Origin of the sequence: Anabaena sp. UHCC 0253, assembly GCF_009712085.1 — a bacterium.
Classification (GTDB): Bacteria; Cyanobacteriota; Cyanobacteriia; order Cyanobacteriales; family Nostocaceae; genus Dolichospermum.
The window spans coordinates 73883-100006 of the sequence record NZ_VILD01000006.1; the positions used below are offsets into that span (position 1 = coordinate 73883).

Here is a 26124-nt window from a genome sequence, read left to right on the forward strand (position 1 = left end):
GGCAAGAATTAGCTAAATTTGATGATGGGATTAGAAATCAAGTCAATAAAATCACAAATAAACCGACAATGAGGTGGGTATTTCAGATGTTTCAGGCTGTACATTTGGTAATCATAAATGGACAAAAACAAATGAGCAATTTAACGGAGGAACGTGAAAAGATTGTCAGGTATTTAGGAAGGAGTTGTAGTAAATATTATCTAATTATTTGATGAGAGTTTATTAGACCAAAAAAGATGTAGATAGTGATCGATAAAATTAGTAAATAGAAATTTTTAGCAAAGAGTGAAAATATTTTTTGCTGTAATTGTCATGTTTATTTAAGCCGAAATGACTATTTTAATTGAGAGAGAGAATCTATTTTAAAACCTAGCGAAATTAATTTCGGTAATATTCTCTATTTTTTGGTAGATAAAGTTAAACTCAACCAGAAAAATTAGGTAAATAAAATTTTCCTGGCTGGGATTTTTCAAAAATATCAATAATCTGAGTTACATCTGCGGAATGTGGGTTGAAACTCACCAACTAAAGTTTCTTACCTGTTACCTGTTACCTTTTTTGTAAAAAATCATTATCCACGAATGATGCTTTTGAAGTATAATATTCTTCGGTTTCAACAAACCTAATTCCGTATTGTTTACACAATTGAGCAATACGGTTTTTGATTTGTGCTGTAGGGATGAGAACAAATTTTTGATTAGTTTTAGAGCCAATATTTATATAGTCTTTTTACCCCGCATTCCATCCAAATATAATAGCTGCAATCTTGTTTTCAAAACAATGATTTATAAATATTCAAGCCGATTTGTTTAAATCCTAGTGATGATTAGAAATTGATAAGATGCTGGAAGCGCCTGGATGCCAAGAAAAAACTGTACCAAACCAATATGAATATCTATATTGATAACCAAAATAACAATACTCTCTCAGTTCACTTTAATTGGGATTACTTAATTGCGATCATCGCTCTCAAGATCCGTCAATCCTTAAACCTGGCAACGATTTTACAAACCACTGTGGACGAAGTGCATCAGCTTCTTCAGTGCGATCGCGTTCTGCTCTACCAGTTTGAACCAGATTGGAGCGGTCAAGTGGTGGTAGAAGCTATTTCCGACCCCCAGTGGTCATTAGTGGATCTGGTGGTGCATGATACCTGCTTTGAATCCTGCTGGCTGGAAACCTATCAAGAGAAACAGATACGCGCGATCGCCGACGTTGCAGCCGCCAACCTCACCTCCTGCCATGCTGAATTTCTGGCTAAATTTCAGGTAAAAGCCAACCTGGTTGTTCCAGTGCTGCGCGAATCTCAGCTTTGGGGGTTGCTGATTGCCCATAACTGCACAGCACCTCGTCAGTGGCAGATAGAAGAGATGGAAGGCTTGCAGCAGATTGCCGTCCATCTGGGTATCGCCATTCACCAAGCATATTTGATTGAACAATTACAGACAGAAAAGGCCAAATTGGTTGCTCTGATGGCAATGCGAACAGAGCAACTTGAACAAACCAATCTTGATTTTCTGGCAGAGGTAAAAGAGCGTCACCAGCTTGAAGGAGTAGTCAGCAAGGGCGAACAGTTTTTGCGCCAAGTGCTTGACAGTATCTTCGCTTTTGTGGGGGTATTGAACCCAAATGGGGTTTTGATCGAGGCTAACCAAGCTCCCCTGGATGTCGCTGGACTTACCCGTGAGGATGTGATTAACAAGCCCTTTGCCGATGCCTACTGGTGGAGCTACTCACCGGATGCACAGGCACAAATTCGAGAGGCGATCGCCCAAGCCCAGCAAGGAAAATCCGTGCGGTTTGATATTCCCATACAGGTGCGGGGAGGCGATCGCATCATCATTGACTTTTCCCTCAATCCCCTGCACGATGCCACCGGGCAGATCACTCATCTGATTCCCTCCGCCATTGATATCACCGAACGCAAACAAGCAGAAATTGCCTTGAGCCAAAGCCAAGATGAACGGTTTCAACTGGCGGCGATCGTGGAATCGTCTCAGGAGGCGATTATCAGCAAAACCCTTAATGGCAGGATCACCAGTTGGAATCAGGCAGCAGAAAGATTATTTGGCTATACTGCCTCCGAAGCCATTGGTCAGCAAATTACGATGCTGATCCCACCAGAGCGCCAGTCTGAAGCCGCATTGATTTTGCAGCGCATCTTCCGAGGGGAGCGAGTTGATACCTATGAAACCCAACGGCAACACAAGGATGGCAGCTTAGTGGATGTAGCGTTGAGCATTTCCCCGATTCGGGATGAAAACGGTGTGGTAATTGGCGCATCGAAAATTGCCAGGGATATTCGCCAACATAAACGCCTGGAAGCCGAACGGGATCAAGCCGAACTGAAGCTGCGCCAGAGTAACGCCCAACTCGAAGATTTTTTCGACAGTGCCAGCGACCTAATCCAGAGCGTCTCTTTGCAGGATGGGCGGTTTCTCTATGTTAACCACGCCTGGCTCACTACTCTAGGCTACGAACGAGATGAACTTGCCGCCTTGACTGTATTTAACCTGATTGCCCCTGACTGCCTCCCGGATTGTCAAAGGATATTTCAGGAATTGCAATCGGGAGCAGTTGACCATGTTGAGCGATTGGCAATTGCCTTTGTCAGTAAAACAGGGCAGAAGATTCTCCTCGAAGGTAGTATCAATGTCCGCTATGAAGCGGGGATACCCATTGCCACCCGCGCCATCTTGCGGGATGTGACAGCCCAACGTCAGGTGGAAAAAACTCTCCAAGAGCAAGCAACGATTCTCCGCATTTTCTATGAGTCGTCCCCCTTGATTCTGGGAGTGGTGGAATTGTCAGATAATGACATTTTCCATACACACCATAACCCAACCAACCTCAAGTTTTTTGGGGTTTCGCCCGCAGCCCTCGACTACAAATGGGCTAGTGAAATTGGAGTTCCACCAGAACATATTCAACGTTGGTTATTTCACTACCATAAAAGCCAGGAGATGCAACAGCCGATTCAATTTGAATATGAACATCAAACCGAGGATCAGACTTACTGGTTGTCAACAGTAGTTCAATTTATTGGCATTGCTGACAGTGGGCGATCGCAATTTTCCTATACTGTGCAAGATATTAGTGAACGCAAACAACTGGAAATTGAACATCAGCGTGCCGAAGCAATGGAGCGCCAGGCGGAACAAGTCAGTCATGAACTAAAACTCCTGGAGAAAATCTTAGAAATCATCCTCGCAGGCTATTGGGATTGGAATATTCGGGACAATCAAGCATACTTCAGCCCTGGCTTCAAAAAAATGTTTGGCTATGATGATCACGAACTCCCCAATTTACCAGACACTTGGCAAAAACTGATCTTTCCAGAGGATTTAAGCAAGGCATTAGCTTATTTGGAGCTACACATTCAAAGTCATGGGCAGATTCCCTTTTACAACGAAGTTAGATATCCTCACAAGGATGGCTCAACTGTTTGGGTAATGTGTTCAGGTAAGGTGATTTCCTGGGATGAAGACGGCAAACCCCTCCGGATGATTGGCTGTCATATTGACATTACTGATCGCAAACTAGCGGAAAATAATCTCCGCCACATTAACCTGATATTGGAAAACGCTGTAGAAGGTATTGCTCGCTTAGATACTACTGGGAGATATATCAGTGTCAACCGCGCCTATGCTGAGATTTGTGGCTATGGTCACGATGAATTAATCGGTCAGATATGGACAGTTACAGTTTATGGAGAGGATTTACCTGTTCTGGAATCGGCTTATCAAATCATGCTGGAAACGGGCAAGGTGGAGGCAGAAGCCAGAGGTATACGTCAGGATGGTTCTCTGTTTTACAAGCAGGTGATCATGATTACTGACCACGATGAACAGGGAAAATTGCTCGGACATTACTGTTTTCTCAAAGATATTAGCGATCGCAAATACGGACAACAGCAACTTGCCGCCAGTGAAGCTCGCTATCGCAACATCATTGAAACCACGATGGAAGGGGTGTGGATGCTAGATGCAGAGGGCAAGACTACCTTTGTCAATCAGAGGATGGCAGATATGTTGGACTACACTGCGGATCAGATGGCAGGTACTACGCTGATGGACTTCATTGCTCTGGCTGATCGCCCCCAAGCCCAAATCTATCTAGAACGGCGACAGCAGGGCATTGAGGAACAGCATCCTTTCAAGTTTCAGCGCCAGGATGGAACTCCTCTGTGGGCGATTGTCTCAGCTACACCGATGTTAGATGATCAAAGCAACTTCATGGGCATAACTGGTTTACTTACTGACATTACGGAACTTGTCACTGTTCAAGAGGCGCTCAAATCTTCCCAGATCCAACTCACCAGCGTTTTAAATAGTTCTTTGGATGGGATTATGGCCTTTCGGGCGGTACGCGATCACCAGGGGATAATTATTGACTTTGCATGGTTGTTAAGTAATCCCGCTGCCTGTCAAATGGTGGGACGCTCATCAGAGCAACTGATTGGTAAACATTTACTGGTGGAAATGCCTGGAAACCTCAAAGAAGGGCTATTTGATGAGTATGTCAATGTGGTGGAATCAGAGAAACCTTATAAGCGAGAATTCTACTACAACCATGATGGTATTGAGTCTTGGTTTGAAAATATTGCGGTCAAATTGGAAGATGGTTTTGCTGTTACCTTCCGGGATATAACGGCAATGAGACAATCGGAACAGGCAATTCAGCAAGTGAATCAACAACTGCAAGAACGGGTTGCCGATCTTGACCAACGCCATGCAGAAATGTTGATTTTGAGCGAAATCAGCGATTTTCTACAAGCCTGTCTGACGGTGACAGAAGCCTGTGCAACCCTCAGCAGTTTGGTAGAACCCCTTTTTCCTGGCTGTTCCGGGGGAGTGTTCATTACCAATCCGTCTCGAAACCGTGTGGAAGTTATCTCATCTTGGGGCGATTCCCTACAATCTGCACCGGACTTTCACCCCCAGGATTGCTGGGCTTTGCGGCGGGGTAGGTTGCATACTTGTAACCACGATCAATTGGGGCTACGCTGTCAGCATATCCCGGCTGGTCAGGAGATCGCCACCACTCTCTGCATCCCGATGATTGCCCAGGGTGAGACTTTGGGTTTGTTTTATCTGAGTACCAATCACCCTAATGCCCTTCCTGAAGCTAAACGGCAAATTGCTCGCACTGTTGCGGAACAGGTGGCTCTGGCGATCGCTAACTTAAATCTGCGCGAAACCTTACAATATCAAAGCATCCGTGACCCTCTCACTGGTTTATTTAACCGCCGATATTTAGAAGAAGTTTTGACTCAAGAAATTGCCCGTGGCCAACGTAAGCAACACCCAATCGGTGTGGTGATGATTGATGTGGATCACTTTAAGCGATTTAATGATACCTACGGTCATGATGTGGGGGACTATGTGCTGCAAACCATTGGCATACTACTCAAAGAGAGCGTGCGTGGGTCAGATATTGCCTGTCGCTATGGAGGAGAAGAAATGACCCTAATTCTGCCGGAGTCTTCCCTAGAGGAAACAACTATTAAGGCAGAAGAAATTCGAGAGGCGATCGCTACACTGATTCTTGCATACAATGGACAGCACTTGGGCAACCTCACTATCTCACTCGGCATTGCAGGCTTCCCGAAACACGGCGCAACAGGCACAGCCCTTCTACAAGCTGCTGATGCTGCTCTTTACCGTGCTAAGTCTGCTGGACGCAACCAAGTCGTAGTTGCACCATAAAACAATAATCCCCGCCTTATAGATGCGGGGAGTATCAATTGACATAAATCCTCGGACTTTAGGACGAGGATTGTTTAACGCTTCATTGGGTTGTGCTATTTCGATTTAGTCTTACCATCCCTTGACGTTCATTTATACTAATGACCTATGGCAACTAGATATAGTTTACCATCGAGCCGTCCTAGAAAGCTTGTCTTGAGCTTGTCGAAGGAATGAGGCTTATACCCCATATTTTTGGTCAATTTACTTGTTAGGTTGAGGTGTCATCCGCAAATAAGGTTTAATTTCTTGATAACCTTTGGGGAATTTGGCTTTGAGGACTTCAGGATCTTTCAAAGATGGAACAATGACAACATCTTCACCATCTTTCCAGTCGGCTGGAGTAGCAACACTATAATTATCAGTTAATTGCAGAGAATCAATGACTCGCAAAATTTCATCAAAGTTGCGTCCGGTGCTGGGAGGATAGGTGAAAGTAAGACGCAGTTTTTTATTGTTGTCAATAATAAAGACGGAACGCACTGTCACTGTAGCCGCAGCGTTGGGGTGAATCATATCATAAAGTTCGGAAACTTTACGATCTGGATCTGCCAAAATTGGGTAATTGAGAGTAGTGCTTTGGGTTTCTTCAATATCGCCCACCCAGCCCTTGTGAGATTCTACATCATCAACGCTCAGAGCGATCGCCTTAACGTTGCGTTTGTCAAATTCTGGTTTTAGTTTTGCAACAGTTCCTAGTTCGGTTGTGCAAACTGGTGTAAAGTCAGCAGGGTGAGAGAATAGCACTACCCAGCTATCACCAGCCCATGTGTAAAAGTCAATTTCCCCATGGGTAGAGGCTTGAGTAAAGTTAGGTACTGTATCACCAAGACGAAGAGTCATGCAAGATTCCCTGTATTCTAAAAAGACATCTATATTCTACTGTGACATGATCACACAGAAGGAAGATTATGGCATTGGGCTGTCGCTGTTGGCAACAAGATTTTAACTATTCTCACAGAATTTATCGAGAAGTAACTATAGAGCAGATAGGAATTCCTATAATATCCTCTCTATGGAGTGTGATAGAATTACTGAGATAAGCTATTACGCAGCTGTACTCAATAATTCACCGGAGAAGTACATAAGATATGAAAAATATGAATAGGATGCTAGAAGTTGATGCAATTCGGGGAATAGCTGCTCTGGGTATTGTTTTATTTCATTATGCTAGTTCCTATAAATGGGCTGATAGTCATTTTTATAATAATTTTACTTATCTCGAACAATGTGTGCAAATTTTCTTTATTATTAGTGGATTTGTAATTTTAATTAGTATTAAACGTATTAACAGAAGTCTGGATTTTATTGTGGGGCGATTTTCGCGGTTATATCCAGTATATCTTATTTCCGTGATCACGACTGTTTTAATCACCAATATTTTGAGAATGGCTGAACCAAGAACTGAAAAAATATATGATATTCTTTGTAATTTTTTCCTCTTGCAAGATTTCATTGGTGGTAAGTCGGTAAATATTGTTTATTGGACTTTAACTCTAGAAATATGTTTTTATATCATTATGTTAATAATATATAAACTCAAAGCAGTTAAGTATATAGATTTTATTTGTGGCTGCTGGATAGTCATTATTTTAATAGATGTTGCCAAAGGTAATTTAGCAGGAAATGCGAATCATATATTAAATTATTCTCTGGAACATTATCAAATAAATAGTTTTAATTTTATATATCCTAGTTTAATTAGTACATTTAACTTTCCTCCTCTTTCCTTGAGTGCTATCAACATTATCGGCTTTTTCAAGGATTTCATCAAAATAAATTTTATCCTTATGCAAGGTCGAGCAGTTTTTTTTATCGCGGGAATTATGCTATATCAAATTAAAATCATGGGATTTTCTGGGTATAGATTTTTGATCATAGGATTATGTATTGTAGCTAAAGCTTTTGATTATGCTGGGGATGCACATTTTTATGTTTTTATTCTATTTACAATCTTTATGATAATTATTTACTTAGCAATTGCTGATAAGTTAAAGATTTTAGCCATCAAACCATTTATTTTTTTAGGAAGTATATCTTATAGTTTATATCTAATTCATATCCAAGTTGGTTGGTTATTAAAATCTAGCTTTGATGTTTTACCCTCAGAAATTGCTGTTATCCTCAAAGCAGCAATAGCAGTTGTAATTGCCAGTATATTAACATTTACTGTGGAAATGCCAGCGATGAAATTGATAAAAATATACTACAAAAAAACATTAGAGGACAAGCCAGCTAATTAGACGTGATAATTTGTTGATATGCTTGAATCATTTGCAGGGCGATCGCATCCCAGCTAAAATTTTCTAGAGCGTATCTTTGGGCATTTAATCCCCGCTGTTGAAGTTCTTCAGGATTTGCCAAAGCTGTTTTTAATAAATCTACAATTGAATTTACATCAGTAGTTCCCACCCAACCAGATTCACTATCTACAACTTGCTGATATATATGTACTTGGTCAGAAATAACCACTGGTGTTCCTGCTACCATTGCTTCAGCGACAGCAATCCCAAAATTTTCGTAATAAGAAGGTAACACAAATAAATCCGCAGCTTGCAATAAACTTCTTTTTGCTTCTCCCGTCACAAACCCTGTAATTGTTGTCTGGGATTTTAAAGGTGAATTAGCAATTTGTGATTTAATTTTATCCTCATAACTGGGATCTTGGGGATTTGTCCCTGCTAAAACAAAATGAAAATCAAAACCTGCTATTAATAATTTCTCTAATGCCGGAATTAATAATTCTAACCCTTTTTTAGGATCAATACGCGACATAAATAAAATCAAAGGTTTATCATTGGGAATATTCCATTGATTGACTAAGCTACTCCCATTTGATTGGGGAGGAATCACACCCAAAGGAATCACTAAATCTTTAGTTTTGACACCAAATCGAGCAGAGATTTTGGACTCTTGAACACTAGTAAAATGAATTGCGGCTGCACCAGCTAAATTACCACGTTCTATCAGTTGAACATAAAGCTGTTTTAATTGTTTTTTCTTTTGTAAATCAGCCGGATCTAGAGTTCCTAAAGGGCGTAAAATATACGGTAGTTTATGTTGACGACAGACTATCGCAGCCGCACTACTAACAGGAGAAAATAAAGCATGAATATGGGCAATATCAAACTCGTGAGCGTGACTTTTCAACCATTTCAATAAATCTAAAGAAAACTTATATCTGCGAAATGGGGAACACCGAAAATAAATTAGTTCATAACCATCTTGTTTGATTGGTTGATTTAAAGGAACATCTAAAGGTTTTTGTCCAGAATCACCATTACTATCTGTCGTCAGAATAGTAACTTCTACACCTGCTTTTACCAATGCTGGGGCTAATCCTAATACCATTTGACTAGGACCACCATAAATCAGAGAAATAGAAGGAACAATATGTAAGATTTTCATTTTTCGTCAGTTTCAAGAATATTGATCTAACTTGCTATAAATTTGTCCATTATTCCAGATTGATTGAATGATAGTCGCTAAAGCTTTCAAAAAACCTAAAAAGTAGAAAAAACTGCGAGATAAAACTTTAATAGGAGAACCGCTTTTATTACAAGGTGGATTTCCGAGAACATGACAATCAAATATCCGAAAACAAAACCGTAAAATTTGAGAAAAAGTCAGGTTTTTCAAACACAATAAAAAATGATTATGGTAGAAATTTAACTGATATTCAAGAGATTGGGTACTAATATTATGACAACCGCCACTTTCTTCACCTAAATGCACCAAATAAGCCTCTGGATCATACCAAATTTTATATCCTGTCTTTCTAAATTGCAAACAAAAATCTGATTCTTCTCGAATTGCATTCCCGCGAAATCTTTCATCAAACCTCAAATTGTATTTAGTAAATACTTCTTGTCGAAAAGACATATTACAGCCTCTAGCAGTTAAAACTTGCTGAGGTTTAATAGTATGAACTAAATCAAGATGATATAAAAAAAGTGCAGGATCAATTGCTGCTGGTGGTAAATATTCAATTTCTAGTTTCCCCCCAGATGTAGCTAGTTTTTCTCTATCTAAAACCCGTCCAGCTACAGCCCCAATTTCTGGATTTTCCAGATAATTATTGACATGACTGGTTAAAAATTCTGGACGTAACTGCACATCATCATCAATAAACAATATGATCTCACCTGCTGATCTTTTGATCGCATAATTTCGCGCTCCTGGTAAACTTGCCCAATCTAAATTAAATAACTTAATTTTACCTGTGGCAGCCATTTCTTTTAGAAAAGTTTGCGTTTCTGGTTCGTGGGTTTTAGTTTGATCTACCACCAAAATTTCAAAGTTGGGATAATCTTGTTTTAAGACATCTATAATACTATCACAAAGGAGTTGTTCTCTTTTGTAGGTGGGGATGATGACTGAAACCAAAGGATAATTAAGCATATTTTTAGTATTTATTTCTTTGATAATAACTTAACTACTTTCTTATTTTCATTCGCTTTTTTTCTTCAGGTGCTTGAGAGTTAATATCTTCTGTTTCTTGTCGGTCAAGTTCTGGTAATTTAAATATTAGTCCTGCAAAAAACCAATAATAAACAGCCACGGGATCAACATCTAAAGGATAATAGTAAGTATTGTAGCTGATAAATAGGACAAAAGTTGCCATAGAAGCCCCATAAATGCGGAATACACGGTTTTTAAGTCCTCTATATGTCTTAAAGGCACTGACTGTTAAGGCAGTAACTAAAGCTAGAAATACCAATACACCAACAATGCCAACTTCATACAAGACTTTGGGGTAATAAGTTTCTACGAGTTTAGTCTCACCTAAGACACGAGCGGAATTAGTAGCTCTACCTAAACCAGAACCGATAGGGGTATCTACATTTTTCCAATTCTCTTCAAATTGAGCCACAATAAATGCTTGCGGTGGTGAAGCTTCCCAGCGAGTGGTAAAACTATCCAACCTTTCTTGAACAACGACGGGATTAGTGGCCATGGCTATGCCTAAAATTAAAGCCAGTCCACCACCCAAGGGAATAAACCGTTTAAGATTACCAATTTGACCGGTTAATAATAGTAGCAATATGAAGCAAACTGGGACTAGGGCTAAGGCAATTCTCTGTCCAGAAATAACTGCATTGACAAAAACTAATGCTAAAGAACCTAAACTGATCAATCTCCAGAGAACAGAGGGATCACTAAAACCAGTTGCAAAGGTGAAAAAAGTGCTAGAAATTAAAAACCATGCCCATTGCCAAGGGGCGACAAAAGTGCCTGGAAGACGAATTACTCCTTGTTGAGGACTATATACTAGCGCCCCGCCAAAATAACATCGAGCTTCTAGGGTGGCTTTAAATAAGGCTGCTCCCTCTAATTCTGTTGTTCCTTTACATACGCCAGTTATTAATAATATATATTGAATAAATCCCAATACACAGCAGACGAGAATCAGGACAATCTGAAGCCGGGTTAACAGCAGAAAATCCCGTTTATTGCGAATTAAATAATATGCACAAGTAATTAGGGGTATGTAACCCATAAATACTTTTAACCCTAAAATTCCCAGTCCTATGGGCATTTCCGTCGGTGGTTTTGCACCCAACAGTGGTGTAATATCGGGTGGAGCGAATTGCTGTCCACCATTGATAAAAACTAATGTTAATAAACAGCAAATCCAGAGAATTAGCAGGGGGGTTTTAATGGCTTTAGGAATTACAAAGGGTTTATTCTGCTTTTTATAAGTTTGCCATATAGAAATTAGAGCAGGAACATAAAAAGCATCCTTGGCTAATTGCATTATGGGACTATTCCCCCAATATATAGATTATTGTGCCGGCAAAGGGTAGGTAAATGATAAAGGCATATAGAGCAGGACGGGGGTATTTGTAGGAAAGAGTGAGAACGATGATTCCTAAAGCAGCGGGAATGGCTAATTTAACTCCGCTTACGAAAAAAATTATCATTCCTAAAAACAAAGCGCATCCTACAGTCGTACTCAAGATGCTGATAAATTCTTTGCGGGCTTTTGCGGCTTGACGTTTTTGGGCTAATTGTTCTTTAAGGCTAAGAGTAGGAGTCTCTACTTGCGACTGTTTTTTCGATTTGGGGGATTTTTTCAGTTTTGCCATGTTACAGTCTCCTGACTCCTACCTCCTGCGTTTTTATGCTAGGTGTTCTTGAACTTGTGAGACTAATTCATTTGTCCAATGATTGACAAGTTCAGGGTTAGCTGCTTCTACCATGACTCTAATTACGGGTTCTGTACCAGAGGCACGGACGAGAATTCTACCATTATCACCCATTGCAGCTTCGGCTTTAGCGATCGCCTTTTGGACTGGTTGACAATTTTCCCATCCTAAGCGCCGCTCACGATCTAATACTCGCACATTCCGTAATATTTGGGGGTAGGTTTGAAAACTTTGATCTACCATTTCTCCCAGTGAGAGATTTGCTTCTTTCACCACAGCGGCAATATGCAAGGCCGTTAACAAGCCATCTCCAGTCATGGCATAATGACTACAAAGGATGTGTCCTGATTGTTCTCCCCCTAACATTCCCCCAGTTTTCCGCATTTCGGCGTGGACATATTGATCACCAACAGCAGTACGAATTAATTTACCGCCTAGTTGTTGCCAAGCTCGTTCAAAGCCTAAGTTAGCCATGACTGTGGAAACTATCAGGTTATCTGGTAGTTGTTGCCGTTGTTGTAAATGACGACCCCAAAGGTAAAGAATGTAATCACCATTAACTGGTCTACCCGTATTATCCACAGCTAAAACCCGATCTGCATCGCCATCAAAAGCAAAACCCATATCGGCTTGATGGGCTTTAACAGCGGCTTGGAGAATATCGAGATGTGTAGAACCGCAATTAACGTTAATGCGATCGCCATCTGCTTCATTATGTAAACAAATAACTTCCGCACCCATTTCTGTAAATACCGCTGGTGCTAAACCCACGGCTGCACCCCAAGCTAAATCTAAAACAATCTTCATCCCCTGGAGATTGATTCCAGATTCTAAAGGTGTTTGAATGGCTTGGCTATATTTTTTGATTAATTCTGGGCGTAAATAATGTCTACCGCAATTCTTTATAGTAAAATCTGGAGATAATTTACCTCTGAGTCCCGCCTCAATTTCGCTTTGTAGGGCTTGAGACAACTTCCCACCATCAGCATCAAATATTTTAATACCATTGTCTTCTGGGGGATTGTGGCTGGCGGAAATCATCATTCCGCCAATAGCATTAGTAATGCTGGCCAGATAGGCTACGCAAGGTGTCGGACATAATCCTAAATACCACACTTCTAAACCGGCGGCGGTTAATCCAGCACTCAAGGCCATGGCTAACATATCGCTGGAGTTGCGGGAGTCTTGTCCCAGGATAATTGGTCCTGGATGAGTAACATGACTACGTAAGACAATCCCCGCCCAAAAACCCACCTGTAAGGCTAAAGGTGCATTTAGCAATTCTCCCACTTGACCACGAATACCATCTGTACCGAATAAAGGATTGGTTGGTAATGGTATGGAATTTAACATCCAATTATTATCAACTTCTGTTACCAATCCCGAAGTATAGCCTTGAGTCCGAGCCATTGATGAAACCATAATTTTAAACACTCCACACAATCACACAGGAGAATAGCACTTTCTTCAATCATTCTCGACGGTGGTGAAACACCAAATCCACTCTTTACTTAATGATTTTTAATATAAATTCTCATCAAATAGTTCTAATGTAACGTTTTAATGGGGTTTTTTAATCATTGTGAACAAAAAACTCCAACAGTTAATTTTTTTACAGTTGAGAATTTTAATATGAGCAGCAATTTAGCAAGCAAATTACGTGTAGGTACGAAGAAAGCACACACTATGGCAGAAAACGTAGGTTTTGTCAAGTGTTTTTTAAAAGGAGTTGTAGAGAAACACTCCTACCGCAAATTGGTTGCTAATTTTTATTTCATCTACTCGGCTATGGAAGAGGAGATGGAAAAACATAAGCATCACCCAATTCTCAGTAAAATTTATTTTCCGCAACTTAACCGCAAGCATACCTTAGAGCAAGACTTAACTTACTACTATGGTTACAACTGGCGCGAGGAAATCAAATTATCTTCTGCGGGTGCGGCTTATGTAAACCGGATTCGGGAGATTTCCGCTACTGAACCAGAATTATTAATTGCTCATTCTTATACCCGTTATCTAGGTGATTTATCGGGTGGGCAAATTCTCAAAGGTATTGCAGTCACAGCGATGAAGTTGGGTGAAGGTGAAGGGACTGCTTTTTATGAGTTTGCAGATATTACCGATGAGAAGGCGTTTAAAGCTCAGTATCGGCAGAATTTGGATGAAATGGCTATTGATGATGCTACAGGCGATCGCATTGTCGAAGAAGCAAATGCTGCTTTTGGTGTGAATATGAAGATGTTCCAGGAATTAGAAGGTAATTTGATTAAAGCGATCGGGATTATGGTTTTCAACACCTTAACCCGGAAGCGTGCTAAAGGTAGCACTGAATTGGTGACTGCTGAGTAATTAGGTGACAGTGTGAAAAACCTTTCATTGTCACAGCTATAATTAACGACTGTCGAATTATATAGGGGTAATTTCCCTGTGATTGTTTTCTGTGCATGAAAGCAACCGGAGGGAGATTACCCCTAAATTTTTTCATTCAGCAGCCGAAATTCTTGCACACCCCGCGAGGAAATTTGATAATATAGCAATTTTAAATCCTTCTGGAGAGAGAAGACGCGTGAAATAGTTATAAATATATACTTTTAATTTCCGTATTTTCTCATATCTGAATTTGGATTGCTATAGCTGCTGTTGATACAACGCACAAGAGAAATGATGAGTTCCAAGAAGTTCCAGAAATTAGTAACACTTGCAAATGAACACGGGATTAATTGCCAAGCAGTTCCAGAAGAGTGCTTGGTTGCATCTTTGCCTGGACATGACGATTTTTTATTAGCTTTTACTTGGTCTAGTACAGTTGAAGAAGAGCCATCAGAGTATGAATTAATAGCAATTAGCGTACAGGATATTACTAAAGAAAGAACAGTAGCAGCTTGGCAAATTCCTACTTATTTATTTAGCAACGTTTTAAGACAAGCACAGATGCTTGTAGCTGCTCATATAGATTTTATTAGGGAATAAACCATAGCTTTTAGCTCAACTATTTGGTGAATAAAAAGTTACATTTTATCAACTCAACATTGTTATCAACAAATTGAGTTTAGGCACATATCTAAGGATAGATACAATCCAGCCTAAAAAAGTTTAGATTTGTCAGGAAATGTAAAGAAATTAGTGAGAAAACATGGCTGACATTGTTGATACCGCTGCAAACGCTGGCTCTTTTAACACCTTAGTTACTGCGGTTCAGGCTGCTGGGTTAGTTGATACTCTCAAAGGTCCTGGACCATTTACAGTTTTTGCGCCTACTGATGAGGCATTTGCTAAACTTCCAGCAGGTACGCTAGATGCTTTACTGAATGATATTCCCAAGCTCAAGAAAATCCTGACTTATCATGTTGTTTCAGGTAAGGTTCTAGCAGCAGATGTAGTTAAGCTCAAATCAGCTACTACTGTACAAGGTTCAGATGTAAAAATTGACGCTTCCAATGGTGTCAAGATCAATAATGCTAAGGTTGCAACACCAGATGTTGCGGCTGATAACGGCGTTATTCATGTTATTGATACAGTCTTGATTCCTGCGTAAGCAAGCCTTTAGATAGAGAACACATTTATGGGGCAGCGATTAACTACAGTCGCTGTCCTATAATAGTATTAAGCTTTTTGAGAATGAAAAATTACGAAGAATGATCATTTTATGACTAAAGTAGAATTTACTATTTCCACCCATACTGTTACAGATACTGTCAGACAAGAAAAAGCTCCTAAATTTGATTGGCAGGAATTAAGAAAAAGAAGAGAAGAATTAAGTGATACTCATCCTTTAACAACAGAAGAAATTTGTGAAATTGTGCGAGAAGTTCGCCAACTTTCTTGAAATCAGAGATACAGATAATATTGTTATTTATTCTCCCACCAATGCCAGTGCTTGATTGATAACTTTCTGAGATAGATACATTTCAGATGTCAAAAAAATCAAGGGTGAGGTATTAATTGCTGGTTTGATAGCTTCACTCAGTAATTGTTCAACCACGATTTAACTCTTGTTGTAAATCATCAAAGTCTACAGAAAACACATCTATTTCTTCACGGGTAAGGGCTGCAATAAAATCACGGCGGTTTAATCCAGCTATCTGTGCGGCTTTTTCTTGAGAGATTTCATTTTTTTGATACCAATATATAGCTGCTGCTAGGCGCATATCGCGCACAAAATCATCTGGAGAAAGACGACGAGCAGAAAATACTTCTGGGGGTAAGTCTAGGTTTACTTGAGTCATAAAAATATGAGTTACAGTCTATTTATAGATAGTATCAAATTTTTCTCCAGAAAATAAATCACAAGAAAAAAATTAAAAAGTAAATCAGGCGAAAATGATGTACTAACTAACAGCAAAGTTTGTATATTGTCTGATTTTAGGATGACGAAAACCAAGTACAATATCCTGTGTAGGAACACCTGCTGCTATAAAATCATTAGCAATACCTTCTTCTGTATCATCATATTGAATCCAAATTTTATTATCAATTAAATCTACATGAATAGGTGTGGTATGTAGATATTGATCATCATTCCAACCAATATCTAACACTAGATAACGTCCATGTTCATCATCAAATAAAACTTGGGAGTTATAACCATCAGGTATAGAAGCGCGATATTCTGCGGTTAGTTAAAAAAAATCCGTTCATAATTCAATACTATTGCCAAAACCCTGAAACCCTATTGATATCGTCACGATTTGATTGGGTTTCAGACCTATTTAGGAAAATTGGCAATAGTATTGTAATTCCAATAGGATTGCTATATAATAAAAGTAAAGAGCTAAAACCCTTGCGAGTAGGAGATTTGCTATCCCTCTTTCGTCACTTTCGGAAAGGCGAAATTTCAACTCTTTATTTAAAAAAGCTTTTGGCGATTTATTAATAACAAAATGGTTGAAATATTTTGTTATTAATAAAATGTTAAAAGCCTGAGCATGAGAATTGGATGCTTACACCTTTTCTTTTTGTTTATGCTTCAGGGAAGTTGCACCCAAAGCACCAAAAGCTAACAAGCCCAACATGGAAGCAGGTTCAGGAACACTTTGAGGACTATTAACTGCTCCTACTCCTACTCCGAAACTAACTCCATCAAGAAAATTACCAACTGATGCATTACCAGAACCAGTGGAAATTGCTGAATAAGCAAAACGTAGATTATTACCCAGGGTTATAATGGGAGCTTCACCTGCATTGGTATTTTGTACCCATGCTGCTGTGGTAGCAGAGTAGTTTTTGGTGAACAAGCTAGTATCATCTGAACTACCAAATATGTTGTCTAGTCCCAAGTCAGTAATAGTTAGGTTCATAACGTCAGTACCGACTCTGGCTCGATGGAAAAATTCAAATCCAACCTCCAACCCAGAAGCAATACCACTGACAACCTGAGACAGGGTAGAAGCACTATTAGCATTTAACTCAGCAAATTGAGTTCCTTCAGCAGCAGACACTCCGTTAAAACCTGTTCCCCAAATCTCAATTTTATTTTGAGAGTCAGTTGTCTCCCATCCAAGAACATCACTTTCATTTCTAAAAGAAAAGGTTCCAGGTTGTTGATAAGGAGTACCAGGAGTCTCAAATCCACCATTAATGAGGCCAGATGCTTGTGCTGATTTAACATCAGCAATCGAGGCGAAGGTGATAAGGGTTAAAGCAGCGACTGAAAATTTTAGAAACATAGTAGTTAGTTAATTGTTCGGTGTTGAATGTCCTTATAAATTACACTATTACTGAAATATCCGAAATAGAATATGTTTGACTTTACACAATCTTTAAAAAACTACCCACTTTTATGAAATACTATTAAAGTATGATTTAATGTTCTTATTCATAGCATCACACTAAATAGATGGTCGTAATTAAATATAAAATAGAACGGCTATTCAATTAACGTGCTATACCAGCCCCTCTATGTATAATTCTCAACCCAGAAGAAGAATTGACCTTATAATGAACTGCACCATGCTGGATGTGTTCGTAAACGAACCCTTTACCGAGCGCAGATGTGGCGATGAAATGCAAAAGGTTGAAAAGTAGCAGTAATTGCCAAGATATTTGAGTGTCACCAACATACAGTTATAGTTATTTACCATTGAACAGGTAAACAAATTTCCAATCGTTTTGGTAATTTCTTAGCAAGGGTTCTTGTACCTCATAACACCGGGAAGTGCTGTAAATTATTGTGTCATAGAAAATATTTAAAAAACTAGTTAACTTAACGCCAAAGGTTCTTCAGTACCTAATATGAAAAATCTCAGGAAACTTACTATGTATAGGAAATAAACCATAATATTGTCTCTTCCCCCTGTTTCCTCTTACCCAATTGGGAATTTAAGTAGGTAGATGCTAATCAACCCAACTATGTAACGAACTGTAAATTACCCAAAACTCTTGGGATTGCTGCGTTCCACTCCGTTCCACTCGCAATGACATAGTTATAAGTTTTCCCACCTACCTACTTAGCACGATTCAACACACCCAAAGGTAGAGAAAATAAAGAAGCTAATTTTCTCATTTGTTATAACGGTAAATGGGGAGTTTTAGAAGTTGATGGACCATTTCACACCGCAGAACGCAGAGTTGAAGAACAAGAAAGAGAACGCATTTTCAAAAAAAACGGTATCAAAGTTGTAGAAAGATTTGATTCTGAAAGATGTTATAACAATCCTGATCAAGTCATACAGGAATTTTTCAAGATGATAGAAATTGGATATTCTTAAAACTTCCTTCCTTTCTTCTTTCTTCCTATCCCTTCGGGACGCTTCGCGAACGTGTACTTCGTCCCTTCGTGGTTCATTTACTCCATATTCTTCCATCACAACGGAAATAGTGTAAAATTGAATTCAAAACAACACACAAAACATGGCCACAAAAATCCCCGTTACCGTCATCACAGGCTTCTTAGGAAGCGGTAAAACCAGCATTATCCGTCACCTCCTCCAAAACAACCAAGGACGACGCATAGCAGTATTAGTCAACGAATTTGGCGAACTGGGGATAGATGGAGAATTATTGAAATCTTGTCAAATTTGCCCCGAAGATGAAACAGAAGCAAATCAAGAGACTAATATATTTGAACTGACAAATGGCTGTTTATGCTGCACGGTTCAAGAAGAATTTTATCCGACAATGCGGGAATTAATTAAACGCCGAGATAGTATTGATTATATTATCATTGAAACCTCTGGTTTAGCCTTACCAAAACCTTTAGTTAAAGCCTTTCGTTGGCAAGAAATCCGCAATGCTGCTACAGTAGATGCAGTGATTACCGTTGTAGATTGTGCTGCGGTTGCTGCGGGAACATTTGCTAGTGATTTAGAAGCCATAGCAGCCCAACGTCAAGAAGATGATAGTCTAGAACATGAAACACCATTACAAGAATTGTTTGAAGATCAACTTGCTTGTGCTGATTTAGTGATTTTGAATAAAACTGATTTAGTTGATAGTGAAACTCAAGCCAAAGTCCTAGAAATAGTCAAGCATGAATTACCTAGAGTTGTGAAAATTGTCGAAAGCGATTATGGTAAATTAGATCCATCTATTTTATTAGGATTTGCAGCCGCAGTTGAAGATAATTTAGATGATCGTCCTAGTCATCATGACACAGAAGAAGACCATGATCATGATGATGAAATAAATTCAACTCATGTAATTTTAGACCGGACATTTGACCCAGAAAAGCTACAAGCAAGATTAGAAAAATTGGCACAAGAACAAGAAATTTACCGAATTAAAGGTTTTGTGGCTGTTGAGAATAAACTCATGCGGTTAGTTATGCAAGGTGTAGGAAATAGATTTGATAAATTTTATGATCGTCCTTGGAAAGTAGAAGAAACAAAACAAACCAGTTTAGTTTTTATCGGTCGTAATTTACAATCTTCAGAAATAGAATCTCAATTAGTATCTTTGTAATATGAATATCACAGATTTATTTAATGTAGCCAATCTTTTTGTTTTGCCTTTTTGGGCTTTAATGATTTTATTACCTAACTGGAATGTCACCCGCAAGGTAATGGAATCTTATCTACCTTTTGTGGTTTTAGCTGCTGCTTATGTGTATTTATTTGTCATTAGCATTACCCCAGAAAATGCCGCTGCTTTATCAAATCCTCAATTAGCAGATATAGCCAAGTTTTTTAGTAATGAAACTGCTGCTGCTACAGGTTGGATTCATTTTTTGGTAATGGATTTATTTGTCGGTAGATGGATTTATTGGGAAGGACAAAAAACCAAGATTTGGACAATTCACTCTTTAGCTTTGTGTCTGTTTGCAGGTCCAATGGGTGTACTTTCTCATATTTTCACATCTTGGATTACTAAAGCTTTTTCTAAAAGTTCTGAAGGTGTGACAGTAGAAGAAAAAGTTGGAGTTTAGTTAAATTCATGTAGGGGTTTAGCATTGCTAAACCCTCCTGAATTATGCGGTAATTAATATTAAGCTGCTACAGATTCTCTATAGTGGGCATCTAACCAACAGCGCGGTAGTTTTTCCCCAGAAGGAAACACTAGTTCTTCTTTTTGATAAATGTCCGTTTCCTGTTCTTCTTGTCCTTCTTGATCTTGTCCGTGGACAATCTCACTATTGGGGTCAAGTAGTTCTTGAATATTTACTATTTTCACCAAATCCTGGCTATTTTTGATTTGTAAAAACATATTGATAACCCTCCATTATTTAAATGTGCAAATTTACTAATGGGAAGAGAAAAAATATTAAATTTCTCGTTGATATTTTTCCACAATATCTACTAAAGTAACTTGGCATTGCAAGGGTAATAAATCAATTAAATATATTTCCTTTCTTCCACCGCCAATTTTTACAGGAATAGATTCTAAAGCTGCAATAACTTTGTCTTCACTAATACCCTTAGCAGTAATTAAGGGATACAATTTTTCAGCAACAGTAGTATGCAATTTAGCATCAGATAGATAAAGATGCCATTTCGCAATATCTATATAAACACTTTCACCGATTTCTGCTGCTAGGGCTTCTAATAATTCTGTGGTACTAGTATTAGCCATAGGTATAATCTCTTGGTAATTGGTAATTTGTGACTTGCCCTGAGCGTAGCCGAAGGGTTGGTAATTGGGGAAGAGATAAAATTCTGATTCCCCGTTCCCTTTCTTTATATTATCGCGCAATTAGCTAGGCTTGATCTACCACTATAGGTTACAATACCCTAGCTTGATTCTTCCTTCTTTAGGTAGATTTTGGTGGCGTTTGGTTGTAATTAGCGATCGCACCAATGTAAATTAGATGCAGTAATAATACTCCCACCCAACCAATTGTTACTCCGGGTAGCCATTCCCAGGTGGTATTTTTCAAAATGTGGAAAAACCACAACCCGGAATTGACAGTTGCACAAATACCGACATGAACAGCGAAATTCATGCGATCATCTAGTTTACGGAAATCTGGATCTTTGCGATCTGGTTTGCGAGGCCAACGAGGAGGCATAAATATAAATGTTCGAGACAGAAGTAAATACACCTATCTATTTTAAGGTGTTTGGGGTTTACTTGCTCAAATACACCGATCTGGGGATGAGATCATCTTGATGGCGTTCCCCAGATGGTACTATAGGCTATTAACGCTGCACAGTTGACTCTGCATAGCTACTAGCACCAAACTCGCTACCTCTGGCGCTAGGTACTAAAGTCCAACCTGCTTTCAAGAGTTTTTGATAAGTTGCCCAACCCTTAGAACCGCCAGGAATGCGATAATCTGGAACTGAAAGTTGGGGGAAAGCTGTGTAAGGCCGCCAAGGTTGTCCAGATGCAGTTTGCAGGTGTAAAATCTTTTCATCATCGCCGCCAGACTTAGATAACCAGCACATTTGTCGAAGCATGATCAACTCCTTAATTTTTTAGCTGAAATATCACAATGACGCTAACTGCGGATATTTAGTAGTGTGGGAAATTGCTGTAAAATTGTTTTTGTTCCCGATCTAAAATCCCAAATTGGTATGACTAGTTTTGGTTATGTCATCCTGAATTGTGATAAAGTTGTTTTGGCCTGATGGTTAAGGCTGTAAAGATTATTTTTGTCAGATAAATTATTTAGGAAGATAAACTCCTGTGGGTTGCTGTTTATTAAGATGAACAAGAACAATGATTTTGGTTCTTGATGTTTTTTTGCTAGGGGAATATTTTTATCATGTTATCTACGGTTGCTAAAATTGTATGTATCTATAGTTACGATTTTTCATAAATGATTAAAAATTAATTGGCAACAACAACCAGAATGTGTGGAGTTAAGGCTCAAAATGCTTATAAAATCAGCATTTAAAAGATTTGATGTTTCTGGAAAATGATCAACTATCACCGTTATAATTTAGGATAGTTATATATTTATTTTTCTATTCACATAGATAAGCAAAGATAATGAATAACCCAGTTATTTGGATAAATGGAGACTGTCTAAGTCCCCATAACCCTGCACTTCAAGAATATCCCCAAGCCCCCGCCCTTTGGGTTTGGGATGATGTTTTAATTTCTGAATGGCAAATTGGTATCAAACGCCTAACTTTTATTTATGAATGTTTGCTAGAATTACCTGTGGAAATTCGGCGGGGAAATATAGCAGCAGAAATTTTAAATTTTACGAAAGAACATAATGCTAATTTAGTGGTGACTACAGATAGCCCCAGTCCGAGATTTAATGATATTTGTAATCAAATTCATAAGTCTATAAAGCTAGACATTTTGTCAGTAGAACCATTTTTTGAATATGATGGATATATTGATTTACAGCGGTTTTCCCGTTATTGGAAAGTAGCAAAAAAATATGTTTTTGAATAAAAAAATAAATATTGTCTAGAGATGTTCCTTGGAACGTTTCTACATCTATAACGGCGAATAAATATTGTTTATTAGTGATTGCGGAAATGACAACTAAACTTACTGATGTTCAAAATCTCCTCTCAGATTTAATTTCTCGTTACTCTTCCCGTGTGGATTATTTGATGATTCGCTTGGAAGAAGCAGAGGGAACAGATATTGTTTTGCGTGGTGATAAAGTGGAAACTCTTAGCGAGGGAATTTCCATTGGTGGCCATGTTCGCACTTGTTACAAAGGTGGCTGGGGATTAAGTAGTTTTAATAAATTAGCAACCATTGAAGAACGCATAGAAGAAGCGATCGCCGCAGCCCGGATAGTGGGTGATGAAGAAACTATACTCGCAGCGATTGATCCCGTACAAGCTGTATGTAAATTACCGCTATTGGGTACTGATCCCCGTCAGGTTTCATTAAAGCAGAAAAAGGAATTATGCGATCGCTATACAGACTTACTCAAAACAGTTGATCACCGAATTACTACTACCTCTGTGCGTTATAGTGACAGCACCCAGCGCGTAATTATCGTCACATCTGAAGGGACTTTCATAGATCAATCTTGGGTAGATATGGAAATGCGCTTTGCTGCTACAGCCAGGAATGGAGAAACCGTCCAAACTGGTAGAGAAACCACAGGTTCTCGCAAAGCCTACGAAGACTTAACTAATTTAGACAAACAAGTTAAAGGTGCAGCAGAAAGAGCTGTTACGTCTTTATCTTTACCATCAGTTAAAGGAAATACGTACACCGTCGTCATTGATCCCATTCTCAGCGGTTTATTTGTTCATGAAGCTTTTGGACATCTTTCCGAAGCAGATATGGCCTATGAAAACCCGGATATCCTGGAAGTTATGACTTTAGGAAGACGTTTTGGACCCCAAGAACTGCAAATATTTGATGGTGCTGCACCCCAAGGACATCGCGGTAGCTATTTTTACGACGATGAAGGTACACCTGCAACCACTACGCAATTAATTGAAGATGGTGTATTAGTTGGTAGACTGCATTCCCGTGAAACTGCTGGTAAATTAGAAGAAACACCCACAGGTAATGCTCGTTGTCTCAATTATCACTTTTCCCCCATTGTCAGAATGACGAACACCTGGATTGAACGAGGTACAACTCCAGTCGCAGACTTATTTACAGGGATTAAAGAAGGTGTTTTTGCTCAAAATTGGTTAGGGGGAATGACGAATGGGGAAATGTTCACTTTCAGTGCTGGGGAAGCTTGGATGATTAGAAATGGCAAAATTGCTGAACCTGTGAAAGATGTCACTCTTTCCGGTAACGTTTTCCAAACCCTCGCAGATATAGAAGCCATTGGTGATGATTTTTACTGGGATGAATCAGGGGGTTGTGGGAAAGGTGGACAAAATGGTTTACCTGTCGGTTGTGGTGGTCCGAGTTTGCGAATTCGAGATGTTGTAGTGGGGGGGGAAAGTGGAGAATAGTTCTTCCTTATCAAGATTGAGTATAACAGATTTTTTCGTGCAAGTCAACAGCCTTAATCTATAAAACGCGAAAAAATTATCATCAGTATACCCGATTGATTAGAGAAGTCGGGTATATTACGAGTTATAAACAGGGTAGGTTTAATACCTGTCTTTTTTAATTTCTCGTAGGATATGCTAATTAACTCAATATTGTTTACTTAACGCTTTAATTTCCTTTTCAGTAAGTAATTTTTTGGCAACTCTTACAGGTAAATGTTCAGCATCATAACGATTATTGATAGGTGTACGTAGACGCAAGCTATACAACTCTTCTCCTGCTTGTTCAGAGGTTTCTTGATCTATGATCAAATAAACTTTTTCTGGATAAGTATGTAATAATCTTACCTGTAAACATCCTTTTAAATCTCTGGCGCTTTGGGCTAAAGGAGTATCATCTCCAAATAATTCTACAGCGGCTTTCCAGCTATGATTTAAAGCGACAATTTCATTAAGTAACGTTTCTATTGATGATTTTTCAAAAATATTTGTCATAATTATTAATTATATATCATTTAATTTTATCAAAATTGCGATCTCTTCGCTTCTGATTCTAATCTGCTAATTTCATTGAGCCATTTTATTTTATCTCTTTCTCTCTTTGCCAATTTATCAGAAGATGGTTCAGCTAAACCATATTGAAAAGTATATTCAAGTCTATTTTCTTTATAACATTTGGTTTGATGTTTTCTGAGAATGGGTTTATCTGATTTTGCTGTTGATTGTTTAATATAATCTATAGAAACAATAATAAAGTGTTTAGTTCTTATATTGGGTAAAATACTATATTTTTCTCTCAACCATTTTTCACAAGCCCATTGCCAACAATAAGCATGATCATGCGCTTCTCCACCTAATGCTCTAATTTTCTTAACTGATAATGATTTTGAAGCAAATAAAATTCTTTCAATATCATCTTTTTTAGGAAATAATCTAGTTTCACTGCCTCTACCTCTAAAAAATTCAACAATAAAACCTTTATTTCCTAAATCAAATATACATACTTCCGTAGCATCGCTTCCATCATCTTCTAACTTTTGAATATCTTGATCTTCTCTGAGATCACTATTAATGATTTTATAAGACTGACTAGGAAGTAAAATTTTAAGTCTTACAAAACTGTGACTATAGTTAGCCCAAAAACTTTGACGATTTTTTAACTGTTTCTCTTCCGTACTACTAAGTGATATTTTATTAATAATTAAATCTACCAATTGACTAAAATCATGATAATTAATTGATCCAATCCAATCTCTCAATTTTTGTCTAGCTTTATCTGATAATTTTAGTTGTTTTTGAGAATTATTATAATTCTTTTTTAACCAATTAACCAACTCAGGAAAAGTACCAGCTACGCTAGTAGAAACATGATTTAATATATATTCAACTGCTGTAATTTGTATTATTTCCTCCATTTCATCAAAACAACGTAATAACCAGTTAACTTTATCTAAAGTAACTGGATGTATTTTAGGAAAATAAGGAGCAATTTCCAGGAGATAATCTTTTAAAATTGGAAGATTTGGCAAAACATTATTTATTTTATTTAATAATTCGTTCCGAGTTAAATTATGATTACAGGTAATTTTTACCAGTTCTTGTTTAGGGTAATCTGTTCCTAAAGCAACCAAAATTTTAACTGCTAAATTATCTTGTAAATAAATTGAGTTACTCCAAAGAGGAAAACTGGTTTTTAAATAAGATGCTATGACATTTTTTTGATCACTATAAAACCAAGCTAAACGACGAATTAATGTAAAATATAACCATTCTATTTCTAAAGAAATATTCCAAATTTTTAAAGATAATTCTTGTTTTTCTGAATTCTGTAATTTTTCCCAAGGTTGATCATTATCAATACACCATATCCATTCTACATAAGTAATTTCAGTAGCTTTATTATTATAAATTTTTCTC

At 38.3% G+C, this 26124-nt stretch carries 25 protein-coding genes and 2 pseudogenes; 12 read left to right on the forward strand and 15 right to left on the reverse strand.

Annotation, left to right across the window (positions count from 1 at the left end; genetic code table 11):
• Together FJR38_RS27800 and FJR38_RS17030 are read left to right on the forward strand one after the other, a co-directional pair.
• Positions 1-212: pseudogene (locus tag FJR38_RS27800) on the forward strand (IS1634 family transposase); the annotation flags it as partial.
• Positions 213-887: 675 nt separating this feature from the next.
• Positions 888-5708: a PAS domain S-box protein gene (locus FJR38_RS17030; protein ID WP_168538346.1), complete on the forward strand. Its 4821-nt coding sequence runs from the start codon at positions 888-890 to the stop codon at positions 5706-5708.
• A 243-nt stretch (positions 5709-5951) separates the two neighbouring features.
• Here FJR38_RS17030 and FJR38_RS17035 read toward each other — a convergent pair whose 3' ends face one another.
• On the reverse strand, positions 5952-6590 hold the full coding sequence (locus tag FJR38_RS17035; RefSeq protein ID WP_168538347.1) for a peroxiredoxin: 639 nt from the start codon (positions 6588-6590) through the stop codon (positions 5952-5954).
• Positions 6591-6838: 248 nt separating this feature from the next.
• Between FJR38_RS17035 and FJR38_RS17040 the strand changes: the two genes are divergently transcribed.
• Positions 6839-7990 carry an acyltransferase gene (locus FJR38_RS17040; RefSeq protein WP_168538349.1) on the forward strand — a complete coding sequence of 384 codons (1152 nt, stop codon included), beginning with the start codon at positions 6839-6841 and terminating at the stop codon, positions 7988-7990.
• Here the strand turns inward: FJR38_RS17040 and hpsP are convergent.
• The 4 genes and pseudogenes from hpsP to glmM all read right to left on the reverse strand — a co-directional run bounded on the left by hpsP (position 7983) and on the right by glmM (position 13318).
• Complete coding sequence (gene hpsP, locus FJR38_RS17045; protein ID WP_168538351.1) at positions 7983-9155, reverse strand: hormogonium polysaccharide biosynthesis glycosyltransferase HpsP; 1173 nt, start codon at positions 9153-9155, stop codon at positions 7983-7985. The genes FJR38_RS17040 and hpsP overlap by 8 nt on opposite strands.
• A gap of 12 nt (positions 9156-9167) precedes the next feature.
• A complete protein-coding gene (hpsN, locus tag FJR38_RS17050; protein WP_168538353.1) occupies positions 9168-10148 on the reverse strand; it encodes a hormogonium polysaccharide biosynthesis glycosyltransferase HpsN in 981 nt (326 codons plus the stop codon).
• A 34-nt stretch (positions 10149-10182) separates the two neighbouring features.
• Positions 10183-11836 (reverse strand): annotated as a pseudogene (gene hpsL / locus FJR38_RS17055) (hormogonium polysaccharide biosynthesis protein HpsL).
• Positions 11837-11869: 33 nt separating this feature from the next.
• Positions 11870-13318 (reverse strand): phosphoglucosamine mutase, encoded by a 1449-nt coding sequence (glmM, locus tag FJR38_RS17060; protein ID WP_168538355.1) that lies wholly within the window; start codon positions 13316-13318, stop codon positions 11870-11872.
• A 210-nt stretch (positions 13319-13528) separates the two neighbouring features.
• On the opposite strand from glmM, the gene FJR38_RS17065 reads away from it, so the two are divergent.
• The 4 genes from FJR38_RS17065 (at position 13529) to FJR38_RS17080 (ending at position 15722) form a co-directional block, all read left to right on the forward strand.
• On the forward strand, positions 13529-14245 hold the full coding sequence (locus FJR38_RS17065; RefSeq protein WP_168538357.1) for a heme oxygenase (biliverdin-producing): 717 nt from the start codon (positions 13529-13531) through the stop codon (positions 14243-14245).
• Positions 14246-14557: 312 nt separating this feature from the next.
• Positions 14558-14866, forward strand: a complete 309-nt coding sequence (locus FJR38_RS17070; protein WP_168491288.1) for a hypothetical protein — start codon at positions 14558-14560, stop codon at positions 14864-14866.
• Positions 14867-15029: 163 nt separating this feature from the next.
• The gene (locus FJR38_RS17075; RefSeq protein ID WP_168538359.1) at positions 15030-15431 is read left to right on the forward strand and encodes a fasciclin domain-containing protein; all 402 of its coding nucleotides are present in this window, start codon (positions 15030-15032) and stop codon (positions 15429-15431) included.
• 111 nt (positions 15432-15542) lie between these two features.
• Positions 15543-15722 carry a hypothetical protein gene (locus FJR38_RS17080; protein WP_168538361.1) on the forward strand — a complete coding sequence of 60 codons (180 nt, stop codon included), beginning with the start codon at positions 15543-15545 and terminating at the stop codon, positions 15720-15722.
• Positions 15723-15749: 27 nt separating this feature from the next.
• Here FJR38_RS17080 and FJR38_RS29090 read toward each other — a convergent pair whose 3' ends face one another.
• The 4 genes from FJR38_RS29090 to FJR38_RS17095 form a co-directional block, all read right to left on the reverse strand.
• A complete protein-coding gene (locus FJR38_RS29090; RefSeq protein ID WP_256366786.1) occupies positions 15750-15878 on the reverse strand; it encodes a hypothetical protein in 129 nt (42 codons plus the stop codon).
• Positions 15871-16122 (reverse strand): UPF0175 family protein, encoded by a 252-nt coding sequence (locus FJR38_RS17085; protein WP_168538363.1) that lies wholly within the window; start codon positions 16120-16122, stop codon positions 15871-15873. Before FJR38_RS17085 ends, FJR38_RS29090 begins: the two co-directional genes overlap by 8 nt.
• Before the next feature lie 102 nt (positions 16123-16224).
• A complete protein-coding gene (locus tag FJR38_RS17090) occupies positions 16225-16491 on the reverse strand; it encodes a XisI protein (RefSeq protein ID WP_168491650.1) in 267 nt (88 codons plus the stop codon).
• Between the two features lie 345 nt (positions 16492-16836).
• Positions 16837-17562: a PEP-CTERM sorting domain-containing protein gene (locus tag FJR38_RS17095; RefSeq protein ID WP_168491296.1), complete on the reverse strand. Its 726-nt coding sequence runs from the start codon at positions 17560-17562 to the stop codon at positions 16837-16839.
• A gap of 834 nt (positions 17563-18396) precedes the next feature.
• On the opposite strand from FJR38_RS17095, the gene FJR38_RS17100 reads away from it, so the two are divergent.
• The 3 genes from FJR38_RS17100 (at position 18397) to FJR38_RS17110 (ending at position 20258) form a co-directional block, all read left to right on the forward strand.
• Positions 18397-18603, forward strand: coding sequence for a DUF559 domain-containing protein (locus tag FJR38_RS17100; RefSeq protein WP_168538658.1), 207 nt, complete (start codon positions 18397-18399; stop codon positions 18601-18603).
• Positions 18604-18745: 142 nt separating this feature from the next.
• Positions 18746-19795, forward strand: coding sequence for a cobalamin biosynthesis protein CobW (cobW, locus tag FJR38_RS17105; protein WP_168538365.1), 1050 nt, complete (start codon positions 18746-18748; stop codon positions 19793-19795).
• Between the two features lies 1 nt (position 19796).
• Entirely contained in the window at positions 19797-20258 is a 462-nt protein-coding gene (locus FJR38_RS17110; RefSeq protein ID WP_168538367.1) for an ABA4-like family protein, read from the forward strand.
• 59 nt (positions 20259-20317) lie between these two features.
• On the opposite strand, the gene FJR38_RS17115 is transcribed toward FJR38_RS17110, so the two are convergent.
• From FJR38_RS17115 to FJR38_RS17130, 4 genes are all read right to left on the reverse strand, one after another.
• A complete protein-coding gene (locus FJR38_RS17115) occupies positions 20318-20536 on the reverse strand; it encodes an acetyltransferase (protein WP_168538369.1) in 219 nt (72 codons plus the stop codon).
• Between the two features lie 57 nt (positions 20537-20593).
• Complete coding sequence (locus tag FJR38_RS17120; RefSeq protein WP_168491307.1) at positions 20594-20902, reverse strand: DUF3181 family protein; 309 nt, start codon at positions 20900-20902, stop codon at positions 20594-20596.
• A gap of 178 nt (positions 20903-21080) precedes the next feature.
• Positions 21081-21338 (reverse strand): hypothetical protein, encoded by a 258-nt coding sequence (locus FJR38_RS17125; RefSeq protein WP_168538371.1) that lies wholly within the window; start codon positions 21336-21338, stop codon positions 21081-21083.
• 130 nt (positions 21339-21468) lie between these two features.
• Positions 21469-21729: a hypothetical protein gene (locus FJR38_RS17130; RefSeq protein WP_168538373.1), complete on the reverse strand. Its 261-nt coding sequence runs from the start codon at positions 21727-21729 to the stop codon at positions 21469-21471.
• Between the two features lie 535 nt (positions 21730-22264).
• Between FJR38_RS17130 and FJR38_RS17135 the strand changes: the two genes are divergently transcribed.
• Positions 22265-22681 carry a deoxyribodipyrimidine photo-lyase gene (locus tag FJR38_RS17135; RefSeq protein ID WP_168538375.1) on the forward strand — a complete coding sequence of 139 codons (417 nt, stop codon included), beginning with the start codon at positions 22265-22267 and terminating at the stop codon, positions 22679-22681.
• 86 nt (positions 22682-22767) lie between these two features.
• The gene (locus FJR38_RS17140; RefSeq protein ID WP_168538660.1) at positions 22768-24168 is read left to right on the forward strand and encodes a TldD/PmbA family protein; all 1401 of its coding nucleotides are present in this window, start codon (positions 22768-22770) and stop codon (positions 24166-24168) included.
• A 186-nt stretch (positions 24169-24354) separates the two neighbouring features.
• Here the strand turns inward: FJR38_RS17140 and FJR38_RS17145 are convergent, their stop codons facing one another.
• Both FJR38_RS17145 and FJR38_RS17150 read right to left on the reverse strand, forming a co-directional pair.
• The gene (locus FJR38_RS17145) at positions 24355-24702 is read right to left on the reverse strand and encodes a hypothetical protein (protein WP_168538377.1); all 348 of its coding nucleotides are present in this window, start codon (positions 24700-24702) and stop codon (positions 24355-24357) included.
• 29 nt (positions 24703-24731) lie between these two features.
• Positions 24732-26124, reverse strand: a 1393-nt coding sequence (locus FJR38_RS17150) for an EH signature domain-containing protein (protein WP_217360031.1), incomplete at its 5' end; no start/stop codon positions are given.